General features: G+C 38.3%; 12 protein-coding genes. 8 read left to right on the top strand and 4 right to left on the bottom strand.

Translation table 11 applies throughout. The features are described from left to right. The 3 genes from AC1WHX_RS06630 to AC1WHX_RS06620 form a co-directional block, all read left to right on the top strand. Positions 1–191: GNAT family N-acetyltransferase (locus AC1WHX_RS06630; RefSeq protein ID WP_481229033.1), on the top strand; the 191-nt coding region annotated here is incomplete at its 5' end. Between the two features lie 59 nt (positions 192–250). Beyond that, the gene (locus AC1WHX_RS06625) at positions 251–1,426 is read left to right on the top strand and encodes a MalY/PatB family protein (protein ID WP_270738539.1); all 1,176 of its coding nucleotides are present in this window, start codon (positions 251–253) and stop codon (positions 1,424–1,426) included. Between the two features lie 25 nt (positions 1,427–1,451). Then, entirely contained in the window at positions 1,452–2,102 is a 651-nt protein-coding gene (locus AC1WHX_RS06620; RefSeq protein WP_009316500.1) for a response regulator transcription factor, read from the top strand. A 97-nt stretch (positions 2,103–2,199) separates the two neighbouring features. On the opposite strand, the gene cysK is transcribed toward AC1WHX_RS06620, so the two are convergent. The 3 genes from cysK to AC1WHX_RS06605 form a co-directional block, all read right to left on the bottom strand. Then, on the bottom strand, positions 2,200–3,150 hold the full coding sequence (cysK, locus tag AC1WHX_RS06615) for a cysteine synthase A (RefSeq protein ID WP_270738540.1): 951 nt from the start codon (positions 3,148–3,150) through the stop codon (positions 2,200–2,202). A 291-nt stretch (positions 3,151–3,441) separates the two neighbouring features. Beyond that, positions 3,442–4,053: a response regulator transcription factor gene (locus tag AC1WHX_RS06610; protein ID WP_009316497.1), complete on the bottom strand. Its 612-nt coding sequence runs from the start codon at positions 4,051–4,053 to the stop codon at positions 3,442–3,444. Further along, complete coding sequence (locus AC1WHX_RS06605; protein WP_195595785.1) at positions 4,043–4,744, bottom strand: hemerythrin domain-containing protein; 702 nt, start codon at positions 4,742–4,744, stop codon at positions 4,043–4,045. The genes AC1WHX_RS06610 and AC1WHX_RS06605 overlap by 11 nt, the downstream gene beginning before the upstream one ends. A 222-nt stretch (positions 4,745–4,966) precedes the next feature. Between AC1WHX_RS06605 and AC1WHX_RS06600 the strand changes: the two genes are divergently transcribed. The 5 genes from AC1WHX_RS06600 (at position 4,967) to AC1WHX_RS06580 (ending at position 10,861) form a co-directional block, all read left to right on the top strand. Next, positions 4,967–6,262, top strand: a complete 1,296-nt coding sequence (locus AC1WHX_RS06600) for a hypothetical protein (RefSeq protein ID WP_270213986.1) — start codon at positions 4,967–4,969, stop codon at positions 6,260–6,262. Between the two features lie 34 nt (positions 6,263–6,296). Continuing rightward, positions 6,297–7,442 (top strand): imelysin family protein, encoded by a 1,146-nt coding sequence (locus AC1WHX_RS06595; RefSeq protein WP_278582682.1) that lies wholly within the window; start codon positions 6,297–6,299, stop codon positions 7,440–7,442. A gap of 100 nt (positions 7,443–7,542) precedes the next feature. After that, positions 7,543–8,910: a di-heme oxidoredictase family protein gene (locus AC1WHX_RS06590; protein ID WP_183037566.1), complete on the top strand. Its 1,368-nt coding sequence runs from the start codon at positions 7,543–7,545 to the stop codon at positions 8,908–8,910. A 29-nt stretch (positions 8,911–8,939) separates the two neighbouring features. After that, positions 8,940–10,172, top strand: a complete 1,233-nt coding sequence (locus AC1WHX_RS06585; protein ID WP_270738542.1) for a porin — start codon at positions 8,940–8,942, stop codon at positions 10,170–10,172. A gap of 11 nt (positions 10,173–10,183) precedes the next feature. Continuing rightward, a complete protein-coding gene (locus AC1WHX_RS06580) occupies positions 10,184–10,861 on the top strand; it encodes a hypothetical protein (RefSeq protein ID WP_270738543.1) in 678 nt (225 codons plus the stop codon). A gap of 58 nt (positions 10,862–10,919) precedes the next feature. On the opposite strand, the gene AC1WHX_RS06575 is transcribed toward AC1WHX_RS06580, so the two are convergent. Then, positions 10,920–12,125: an MFS transporter gene (locus tag AC1WHX_RS06575; RefSeq protein ID WP_195595782.1), complete on the bottom strand. Its 1,206-nt coding sequence runs from the start codon at positions 12,123–12,125 to the stop codon at positions 10,920–10,922. Positions 12,126–12,216: the final 91 nt, after the last annotated feature.

The following is a 12,216-nucleotide window of genomic DNA, read 5'->3' as shown; positions in this document are numbered from 1 at the left end:
AAGCATGCCTTCAATATGGATTTATTAATTTAAATATTAAAGAGATATACTCTTTCACTGCTGCTATCAATAAACGATCTGAACGTATCATGCAAAAAATCGGATTACAAAAAATCGGAGAATTCGATCATCCGAATATAATTTCCGAGAATCGTCTATGCAGACACGTTCTGTACAAAAGTTCTTTTTAAGAAAATAAGTCTCTGCATAATAAAAACAATAAGACTCTATATTAAAAACCGCCCCTATTATGAAATATAATTTCGACACAATAATAGACAGAAATAACACTGATGCTATAAAACAAGAAGCATTGCTTACCCGATGGGGAAGAAATGATCTTATTCCGCTTTGGGTAGCCGATATGGACTTAGCGACACCTCCATTTATCATGGAAGTATTACAAAAACGGTGTCAACACCCTATTTTAGGCTATACGAGCAAGCCCGATTCTTATTATTCGGCAATTATCAATTGGCTGAAAAAACGATATAATTGGAGTATAGAACGCAAATCGATCTCTTACACTCCGGGTATCGTCCCCGGACTTGCTTTCGCAATAAAATGTTTTACTTCACCGAAAGATAAAATATTGGTAATGCCTCCTGTTTATCACCCGTTCTTTTTAGTTACGGAAAATGAAAACCGTAAGGTCGTATTTTGTCCGTTAATCTTAAAAGACGAACAATACCAAATCGATTTCGAACAATTTGAAAAACAGATAAAAGGCTGTAAAGTCTTTATTCTTTGTAACCCACACAATCCTGGCGGACGAGTGTGGAATATGGAAGAACTGAAACGGATTGCTTCTATTTGTGCCCAAAACAATGTATTAGTTTTTTCTGATGAAATTCATGCCGATCTCACTTTCCCGCCATATCAACATATACCTTTTGCTACAGTATCAAAAGAAGCCGCAGATAATTCGCTGGTTTTCATGTCACCCAGTAAAGCATTCAATATGGCAGGACTCGCCAGTTCATTCTGCATAATAAAAAACGAATTCCTTCGAGAAAAATTCAAAAAATTCACAGAAGGAAGCGATCTTACCGAAGGACATGTATTTGCATTCAGGAGCGTAGAAGCTGCCTATACTTACGGAGAAGAATGGTTATCGCAAGTATTGGAATACCTTCAAGAGAATGTAATTTATACCGAACAGTACCTAAAAGAAAAAATGCCCCGTATAAAAGCAATAATTCCACAAGCCTCTTTTTTAATTTTTTTAGATTGCAGAGAGCTTTGCTTGTCACAAAAAGATCTGGTCGATTTTTTTGTCGACAAAGCCCATCTTGCCCTAAATGACGGAAGCATGTTCGGAAAAGAAGGAGAAGGTTTTATGCGTATGAATATCGCATGTCCACGAGCTATTCTCGACCGTGCTTTAAATCAACTTGAAAAGGCTTATCACGAAAAATTCGAATAAACCGAATGCTCATTATTAAATCTGCATGTCTCAAAAATATTATATACTTGCCGATAACCAAGCTATTACACGAGCCGGATTAAATTTCATAATACGGGAATTACATCTTTCCGAACGTATTATACATATATATTCAAAACAGGAACTGCCCGATTTACTTAAAAAAAATTCTCAAGCTATAATCATCTTAGATTATACACTTTTCGATTTTTCAAGAATCGAGGAGTTGATAAACTTACACGAACGATTTCCCTCTGTCCGATGGATCTTATTCTCGGAAGAACTTACTACCGAATTTATCCGCAACATTTATTCTGACAAGGCATTCAGCGTCTTATTCAAAAATTCCTCATTTCAAGAAATTTCTGATGCCTTAAAATATACGATTTCCGATAAACAATATTTGTGTGCCCAATCAAAAAATCAACTGCAAAATAATACAGAACAAGGAATCATCGGACAATCTTTACTAACTACTACAGAAATAGAAATACTAAAACTGGTGGCACAAGGAAAATCCGTTAAAGAAATCGCGGCAATCCGCATATCAAGCGTACATACCATTATTACTCACAAAAAAAATATATTCCGAAAACTGAACGTTAACAATATACATGAAGCAACCCGGTATGCCTTTCGTGCCGGAATAATCGACATGGCAGAATACTGCATATAAAAAATAAGGCTGTCATAAAGACAGCCTTAGAATCATTTTAAGTTTCTCAATAAAAAATTCTCAAATCAGGCCCGTGCAGGCCTCTGTTATTTACCTTTTAATCCAAAGGATATTCTTCAAAAGCATAAAGGACTGTGGACAAATAACGTTCACCGGTATCAGGAAGTAATGCAACGATAGTTTTCCTGGCATTCTCCGGAAGCTTCGCCAATTCAGATGCAGCATAAACTGCTGCTCCGGAAGATATTCCGACTAAAAGTCCTTCTTTTTTTGCCAATTCTCTACTAGTACGTATAGCATCGTCATTCTGTACTGGAATAATCAGATCAACAACTTCCCCTTTATAAGTTCGGGGAATAAACCCAGCTCCTATACCCTGTATTTTATGAGGTCCGGGTTCTCCTCCAGATAAGACAGGAGAATCCGCAGGCTCTACTGCAACAATTTTTATCGCAGGATTATGCTTCTTCAATGTTTCTCCGACACCGCTTATTGTTCCTCCAGTACCTACTCCAGCCACAAATATATCGATTTTACCATCAGTATCCCTCCAAATTTCTTCTCCAGTAGTTCTTCGATGGACAGCCGGATTAGCAGGATTCTCAAATTGTTGCAGAATAATCGATCCGGGAATTTCATTCTTTAAAGATTCGGCTTTGGCAATAGCCCCCTTCATTCCTTCTGCTCCGGGAGTCAGTACAAGTTGAGCCCCCAATGCCTTGAGCAAGTTTCTACGTTCAATACTCATAGTATCGGGCATTGTGAGAATTAGGTTATATCCTTTAGAAGAAGATACAAAAGCCAATCCGACTCCGGTATTTCCACTGGTCGGTTCTATAATCGTAGCACCCGGTTTTAAGACTCCACGTGTCTCTGCATCCTCAATCATTGCCAAAGCAATTCGATCTTTCACACTACCTGCAGGATTAAAATATTCCAGCTTACCTACTACTCTCGCCCGCAAATTCTTGCTTGCATTAAAATTAGAAAACTCCAATAATGGTGTATTCCCGACCAATTCGGTCAAACTTTTAGCTATTCTTGCCATATCATTCTCCATTTAACAATTATCATATCATATTTGGCAAAGGTAGGTTTTAAGAAAAACTCATCCTATACCACATTTATGGTATTTTATCTCTCATTCATAAAATACTGAATAAGAAGAGGTTTAGTCACAATAAAATCAACGATATGTCTCAGTTCTAAAAAAACAATTTTTCAATAAGATAACCCTCTCAGGTCTTTTTTACGTTTTCAATCGACAGATAATAGTCCACTACTCTTCCTCAAAAAATAGAAACATCTCCTAATTAAACGGATTTTCATGGAAAATTGTTTATTTCTTCACATCATCAAGCTCAACCAACTTATTTACTATGGCATAAATCGTCAGTCCGGCAGGAGAATGTATCTGCAATTTACGTACAATATTACGACGATGAGTAATAACGGTATGGATAGACAAACACAATTTCGATGCAATTTCTTTGTTAGTCATTCCCTTAACAACACAAACCACGATCTCTTTCTCCCGATAACTGAGTGACTCAGATTCTTCTTCAATATCTTCATTTCCAGAATCTCTCTGTAATAATTGAAGAATCTTCCCGGTTATCGTATCCATATCATCGAATATAGAAATAACCCCATCATATTTATTCAAAAGAGTCGTATCCAACAAAGCACCTTGTAACGCAATACATTTAATATGGGATGTACGAGGATTTTCTCTAAATCGATTCAAATCGAAATATCCGTCAAACACGGGATTGACAATAAGTATATCCGGCGTATGCATTCGTATGAACTCTTGTAAAGCATCTGTACTCAACACCTCCATCGGCTGTATCTTCAAATTCGGAACACGTTTAAGTACCGCAGTCATACCATTCCGGATAATCACAGAATTTTCAGCAATAACAATTCTTATCGCTTCATTACTTTTCATTTTCCTCGAATTTTTTTTCAAGTTGAGCAACAGCCGGAACAAACAACAAATCTTCCAAATTACAATGTGATGCCAAATCTTGTTCACAAGAATAAATATCGAACAAGACGGAGTTCAAACTATTATTACTTTTTTCTGCCGGATAATATTTAATAATTATATTTTTCAATTCGGTAAGTTTCGTCTGTATCTGATTATGCTTTCGGGCAAATACCAATATATTATAATCAGAATTCTTCTTTCCCTCTAATAAAGACAAAACATATCCAAAAACCATATTGTCTTCATATTCCATATGCCGGCGTACTTCGTTAACATATTCATCATAAAATTTCAAAATCAGAATAGCTACACCATCTTGAGAACAATCTATCGCTTCAATCAATTTACGACGAATCGCCGGCAGACAAAAATCAAGGAAATAAGAATGAGAATTTTTCAGATACTCCATTAATGCTTGGATAGAAAAATCTGCCCCTCCGACAACAAATTGTCCGGTATCCATAAAATTGACGACTGCCAAAAACGTTTTATAATCTACATTACAAGCATCGCAAACTTCTTTTACATTTTTATCCCCGAACCCTAACGGCAAACCGAAACGGCTCATCACCATCAATAAAGTATAGTTTTCACAAATAAGATCGCTCATCTTATCCGTCGCTTTATATTTGGGTATGTTGTCACTCATATTCTTTCTTTTATATGTTTAAGTACAGGCGCAAAATAACAGATTATTAGCTAAAAATACAATCCCCATTTATAGGTATTTCGACAAAGTTTTTTCAGTATAAATAATGACAGACAAGAATCCCGATTTATAATGAGAATAAACAAAATAATACTTATTTTTAGGTATTGTCAACACTTTACAACACTTATACCTTTGTCTCCTGCATAAACATCAAAAAAAATGAAAAGATTTACTACTTTAACATTCCTTATTCTACTTTTATTTTATGTCAGGGACATACAAGCCCGAAATTTTCAAAACAACGATACTACAAAAGTAAAAAATCACGAAGAATATAAAAAATTCAGAGTCGGTAGTTACGGAGAAATGCTTTTCCAACATATGGATTATGGCCCATATCGTTTCGGGAACGGCGGAGCGGGCTCTCCGAGCGACAAACGATCTTCTATATCGCTTCCCCGTTTTGTGTTAGCTTTCGATTACAAATTTACTCCGTCCATTATTTTATCCGCTGAAATAGAATTCGAATACGGAGGTACGGGTGCAAGTATAGAACATGAATACACTGAAGGAGGTGAATACGAAGCCGAAATAGAAAAAGGTGGAGAAGTTGCATTGGAACAATTCCACATTACTAAAATATTTCATCCGGCATTTGCCGTACGAGCAGGACACATGATCGTACCTATAGGATTGACAAATGCACATCACGAACCGATATTCTTTTTCGGTGCTACACGACCGGAAGGCGAAACACAGATAATCCCGTCTACTTGGCATGAAACCGGGATCGCTATCTTGGGAAAAGCCGGAGATTTCGACTATCAAGCAATGGTCATCAGCGGATTAGATCCCAACGGATTCGATGCTGCCAATTGGATTAAAAACGGAAAACAAAACAAATTTGAAATACCGAATATGACCAATCCGGCATATGCAGCACGGGTAGATTATTCGGGTGTTAAAAATACGAGATTCGGCATATCGGCATATTATACTCCAAGCACAGCTAAAAACTCAACTAAACCGAGCCGAATGGAAGGGATAAAAGGTGCAATTACCATTTTATCTGCTGATGCGCAATATTACAGCCGCGATATTATTGCACGAGCAAACGTTATATACGGAAATCTGACCGAAAGCGACCTTATTTACAAAGAAAATTTAAGAAATCCCACAGCATTGGGATATTCAGAAACCCCTATTGCAAAAGATGTTTTGACATACGGTGCAGAGGCAGGATACAACATCGGTGCATTTTTTAACCACAAATTCAATTTATTTCCATTTGTACGTTACGAATATTATAATTCGATGCACAAGACAGCAAGCAGCATTTCTGCCGACCCTCGCTACAAAGTGGATCTTATTACTGCAGGCTTAAACTATTATATACTCCCCAATCTCGTTGCCAAAGCAGACTATACACGCAGATGGATCGGAGGAGGACATTTCAATAATGAAAGTACTATATCATTAGGATTAGCTTATATCGGTTGGTTCTTTTCTAAATAACAAAATAAATTAATAAATAATCTACAAAACACGTATGAAAAAGAAAAATTGGTTAGTAATGAGCTTATTCATAAGCTCTATGGCATTTGCCGTATCATCATGTAGCGACGATAATAACAATGATAACACAGTGGATGATTCGGCTATGGATCCGGTAAAAACTGCCCTTATCAATGATTATATCGATCTTACCGTACTGCCTACTTATGATGATATGAAAGCTAAAGTATGGGATCTGATGGACGCCGTAACCGTTATGTTCGAAAGCGAAACAGCAACACAAGATCAGCTCAATGCTGTTTGTGCGGCATGGAGAAATGCCCGTGAACCGTGGGAATTGAGCGAGGGATTTCTATATGGTCCGGCAGCTAATTACAGCATAGACCCATCTTTAGACTCATGGCCTCTCGACCAAGTAAATATAGAGGCGTTGTTAAATAGTAGCCAAAACATAGCAGAACAAACTTTTGCACAAGACAATTCAGGGTTTCATACACTTGAATATCTTATTTTCTTAAACGGAAATCCCCGAGATATTTCATCCATTTCTTCCCGCCAAAAAGAGTACATCTATTATGTAACAAAAAAATTATTGGATGATACCGTACGTCTTTGGGCAGAATGGCACGGTGAAAAAGCAATAAGCGATCAACGCGATGCAGAGTTGATTGAAAATGATGAAATCACAATTGCCGGAGGAGAAGACGGATTTGCCGAATTATTGAGAAATCCGAACATGTATCAAAAATATAAAACTCAAAATCAAGTACTTGAAGAAATAATCGATAACGGATTGTGTAACATAGCGAATGAAGTAGGAACACAAAAAATCGGAAATCCCTATCACGAACAAGATGTATATGCCGTAGAATCATGGTATAGTTTCAATTCTTTGGACGATTATGAAAATAACATAATCAGTATTGAGAATTCTTATTTGGGAGGACCGGCGGCAACCCGAAAATCAGAAACCAGCATGTCGGCTTATGTAGCGTCAAAAAATAGTGACTTGGATGCGGAAATAACCAAAGCGATTTCTGATGCAAGAAAAGCGATTCGGGACATTCCTGCACCCTTCCGGGATCAAGTCACAAAAGGAAAAGTTGCAACAATAGATACAGCAATGGATAAATTAGCCGAATTGAATAAATCACTTGAAAAAATAAAAAGTGTCCTTTAAAAATATTTTTTGAATTCTTAAAATGACAAAATACAGATTTTTTAAAAATTTGTTCTCGTTTCCCCTGATACTCAGCATTGCCCGGACTATTGTCCCGGCAATGCTTCTCTATAGTTGTAGCGAAGCTCTTGATGACACGGTAATACTGAAGCCGAACGGAACTGTAGCCAGCTATAAAGAACTGTCCGCCGGAACTTCTACAATATTCTCATCCTCCAGCCGTGCATACGACACCGAAGCTAACTGGGTAACAGGCGATCTGGAAACAATGTTTACCAACGGAGATATGTTATATGATGACCCTAGGGTTAGCGGGAACGATCCTTCTACAGGAGGATTAGGACCAGTATACGGAGGCTATTCTTGCGGAAGCTGCCATAATAATGCAGGAAGAACCTCATCAACTTTGTTTACTCATGGAGGTTCAGGAAACGGCTTTTCCTCCATATTAATCTACATAACACGTAAAGACGGCGGTTATTTTCGCCAATACGGGCGCGTACTGCATGATCAAAGCATTGTGGGTAGCCAAGCTGAAGGAAAACTTTCTGTAACATATACAACAGAAAAGTTCAAATTTCCGGACGGAGAAGAATATGAACTACAAACACCGCATTATCGAGTTACCGAATGGTATGCCGATAGTATTCGTCCCGAAGACCTATATATAAGTCCTCGTATTCCGTTGCGTCATGTAGGGATGGGACAAATGATGGCACTCAGCCAAACGGAACTCATAAAAATTGCAGCTCAAAGCAATTATCCGGAATACGGAATCAGCGGAAAACTAAATTATGTAACGGAAAAAGGGGTACGGAAAATCGGAGTATCCGGAAATAAAGCCAACCATTTGGACTTGACGGTAGAACTCGGTTTTTCTTCGGATCTGGGTGTCACAAACGACCGTTATCCTGAAGAAGTTTGCGAAGGCCAAAGCCAATCGCCTCACGGATTACAGGGGATACAAATAAGTACGAAAGATATGGAATATGTCGATTTCTATCTGCACGCTTTAGGTGTACCTGCCCGAAGATATGTCAATAACGCCGAAGTAAAAAAAGGTGAAGAAAACTTCTATAAAGCGAAATGCGATTTGTGCCATATGCCCACTTTACACACCCGTGCAGATGCGCCTTTATTACTTAACGGTACTCGACTGCCTTGGCTTTGCAATCAGGTTATACACCCATATTCAGATTATCTTCTACACGATATGGGGCCCGAATTAGACGACCACCTTTCGGCAGGTCTGGCAACCGGAGCTGAATGGCGGACAACGCCATTATGGGGTATAGGCTTGCAAGAGGTGGTTAACGGACATACAGAATTCTTACATGACGGACGTGCACGCAACTTAAAAGAGGCGATCATGTGGCACGGAGGTGAAGGTGCCGTGTCGCGCGAACTGTTCAAAAGGATGAGCAAGGAAGACCGGGACGCACTGATTCTTTTTATCGAAAGTTTATAAAACATTCATTTTATTACGATCTACAAATTATGAAATATATCTATTCAAAACTAAGTATAGCTCTGCTGTTATTTTCTTTCTTAATAATTCCGGTAACAGCTCAAAATAATGATGATAACGACATCGATAACGGGGTAATCTCTTCGGCAGGAAGGCAAGGATTCAGCTTTCAAACAAAAAATAAAAAATTTCTATTTAAACCGTACGCCCTCATACAAATAGCCGGAAAATTTAATTATTATGATGATGAAGGTTTAAATCTTGCAGATCAGGATAAAATCGCAAATTCGGGATTTGCCATACCAAATGCGATCATAGGTTTTTCAGGCAGGGCATTTGGCAGACTGACATTCAACTTTGCCCTGAACGCATCCCAAAGCGGAGGAGCATTGTTACAACAAGCTTGGTTCGATGTAAAAATGAAAGAGGCTTTGCAATTACGTGCAGGGAAATTTAAAACGCCTTATAATCAGGCTTACTTAGTTACTTTAGGAGAAACACTTTTCCCGGTATTACCGTCATCGCTAACCACAGGAGTCAATCTCGACAAATCATTAAATGCCGTAAAGCCCAATATTGCAACAGGCTTCGACTTAGGAATAGAATTACACGGACTCATCAAACAAAAATGGGGATATCAGGTCGGCGTATTTAATGGGACAGGAATAGACGTAAACACTGCAACCAAAACGACAAGCGATGATCATAAAGGTATCCCGTCTCTTTTATATGCCGCACGTTTTGCATATATGCCGTTCGGTCCGATGCCGACCTATCAAGGAAATCCGGACGATCTGCACAACAACAAACTTTTATTTGCCATTTCGGGAAATTATAATGTAGAAGCCGAAGACGAAAGTAGCGATGATTTACGTGCCGGATTTGAATTCGCATGGTTAAAAAACCGATTTTATATATCGGGCGAGGCTTATATGTTGCGTATGAATTTCACTAAACGGATGCAATCTACAGCCGATTTTACGGCTTGGGGAGCTTATATACAAGGGGGATATTTTGTCACGAGCAAACTACAAACAGCTTTACGATACGACTTTTTTGACAGAAACGGAACGGATAAAGACGGAAGCTTGAACATGCCTGCCGTGGGTCTCAACTATTTCTTTTCTCGGTGTAATCTAAAATTGCAAGCAATGTACCAATACATAGGTCGTTGGGGACATGAAACTCAACTCGACAGAGACATGGACGATAACGGAATGGCAATGCACAGCGCCACAGTAATGTTGCAATATACTTTTTAAAAATTCCAAAAATGAAATATTCTTTTATTATAATAGCAGGATTACTTGCATTTTCAGCTTGTGACAGTGGAGACATATATCCCAAGGAAGAAGAGTACAGCGGACGCAATGTAAATGTAACTCTCCATTTCTTCGGTGTTAATGCATGGCCCGAAGAATATGAACTGAAACTCACATCTTTCGGTGATAACGAGGATACTCCGCTAACTACCCTACTGCTGGAAAAAAACGATGAAGGCTCAGGTACTTACCTGATGCACAATGTGCCATTCGAAGCCAAGAATATTGCCGTATCGATCATGAATAACAGAAAATGGGTATGTAATCTCAATGAACAACAATTATCCGGTAGTGAAACAAATATATCCCTATCTGATATGAATGTAAACCTTGTACAATATAACCGCATCCAGGAACAGGTATTTAACCAATGTACTGCCTGTCATGGCGGTGCCGGAGGTTTGTATCTTACGGAAGATAAAAGTTACGATGCCTTGATAAATAAAGCTTCTTCAACCCATCCGGATAAAATGTTAGTCGAACCGGGACTTCCAAACAGCAGTTTTATCATTACGGTACTGACAGACGCTCAAGCTACCAAAACAAACCATACGACCTTATCTTCTTTAAAAAATGACGATATAACTTTACTGAAAGAATGGATTAAAGCCGGAGCTAAAAAAGAATAATTCGCTCGGAGATGTATCTTAATGGATTATTCAAATATAATTACCCAAAGATACATCTCTATTTTTTTATCTTACGTATATCCGGTAAAAACCAAGCAATCAATCCCAATAAAGGCATATAAGCACACAATTGATATACATACTCTATTCCGAACTTATCTGCCAAACCTCCTAAAACAGCCGAAGCAATTCCAGCAATTCCAAAAGCCAAACCAAAAAAAAGCCCCGAAATCAGGCCGAGTTTAGATGGTAATAATTCTTGAGCATAAACCAATATGGCAGAAAAAGCCGAAGAAAGAATCAATCCGATAAGGATACTTAAAATACAAGTCCATAAAAGATTTGCATGAGGCATAATCAAACTGAAAGGTGCTGCTCCTAAAATAGAAGCCCAGATTACATATTTCCGGCCTACTTTATCTCCAACCGGCCCTCCCAACAGAATGCCAAGTGCCGAAGCGAACAGAAAAGCAAACAGAAAGAATTGCGAATCACGAACAGTTACATCGAATTTCTCTATTAGAAAAAATGTATAGTAGCTGGTTATACTTGCTAAATAAACATATTTGGAAAAAATCAAAATCAACAAAACCGACAACGAAAATATCGTCTTTTTACGAGATAACGGTGACATAACCTCAGTTTTCATTCCATCCTTATTTAACCGTAAAGCCTTCAGTTTTCTTTTGTACCACCGGCAAATGGGTATCATTACAATTATGGCACATAAAGCCAATAGGGCAAAAAACACGATATTACGCTGTCCATAAGGCGCTATACACAACGCAGCAAGTAACGGGCCTAATGAACTTCCCATATTCCCACCGACCTGAAAAACCGATTGGGCAAGTCCTCGCTTCCCACCGGAAGCTAAAGAAGTAAGACGAGACGCCTCCGGATGCAGTATAGAAGATCCTATACCCACCAAAAACACAGAGAATAAAACCTGATGCAAAGTTCCCGAAAAAGCTAAAACAACAAGTCCGATGAGAGTAAAACTCATCCCGATCGGCAAGAACCACGGATTAGGCTTTTTATCCAAATAAAACCCGACTAACGGTTGAAATACCGAAGCCGATATCTGGTAAACCAATGTTATGAATCCGATCTGGACAAAACTCAAAGCCATACTCTCTTTCAACAAAGGATATACAGCTGTAATTACAGACTGTAATGTATCATTTAATAAATGAGAAAGGCCCAATGCCAATAACACTCGAAAAGCTGTACTCTCAGCAGCTTTCGGGAAAGATTGCTCTTGCATAACTTCTAATTTTGGGAGCACAAAATTAGTAAAAAAAGAGGTTCAAAGAACTTTAGTACAAAAAGTTCTTGAATCTCACACCTCTTTACTC

The sequence above is a fragment of the Coprobacter sp. genome (assembly GCF_982436375.1).
The sequence above is the reverse complement of the archived record's forward strand: the minus strand, read 5'-3'. Positions and strand labels throughout refer to the sequence as shown.

What these genes read in the sequence shown, in the direction of transcription:
- AC1WHX_RS06590 (WP_183037566.1), top strand. Translation starts at nt 7,543, where the DNA reads ATGCTTCTCTATAGTTGTAGCGAAGCTCTTGATGACACGGTAATACTG.
- cysK (WP_270738540.1), bottom strand. Translation starts at nt 3,150, where the DNA reads ATGGCAAGAATAGCTAAAAGTTTGACCGAATTGGTCGGGAATACACCA.
- AC1WHX_RS06580 (WP_270738543.1), top strand. Translation starts at nt 10,184, where the DNA reads ATGAAATATTCTTTTATTATAATAGCAGGATTACTTGCATTTTCAGCT.
- AC1WHX_RS06575 (WP_195595782.1), bottom strand. Translation starts at nt 12,125, where the DNA reads ATGCAAGAGCAATCTTTCCCGAAAGCTGCTGAGAGTACAGCTTTTCGA.
- AC1WHX_RS06620 (WP_009316500.1), top strand. Translation starts at nt 1,452, where the DNA reads ATGTCTCAAAAATATTATATACTTGCCGATAACCAAGCTATTACACGA.
- AC1WHX_RS06610 (WP_009316497.1), bottom strand. Translation starts at nt 4,053, where the DNA reads ATGAAAAGTAATGAAGCGATAAGAATTGTTATTGCTGAAAATTCTGTG.
- AC1WHX_RS06625 (WP_270738539.1), top strand. Translation starts at nt 251, where the DNA reads ATGAAATATAATTTCGACACAATAATAGACAGAAATAACACTGATGCT.
- AC1WHX_RS06600 (WP_270213986.1), top strand. Translation starts at nt 4,967, where the DNA reads ATGAAAAGATTTACTACTTTAACATTCCTTATTCTACTTTTATTTTAT.
- AC1WHX_RS06595 (WP_278582682.1), top strand. Translation starts at nt 6,297, where the DNA reads ATGAAAAAGAAAAATTGGTTAGTAATGAGCTTATTCATAAGCTCTATG.
- AC1WHX_RS06605 (WP_195595785.1), bottom strand. Translation starts at nt 4,744, where the DNA reads ATGAGTGACAACATACCCAAATATAAAGCGACGGATAAGATGAGCGAT.
- AC1WHX_RS06585 (WP_270738542.1), top strand. Translation starts at nt 8,940, where the DNA reads ATGAAATATATCTATTCAAAACTAAGTATAGCTCTGCTGTTATTTTCT.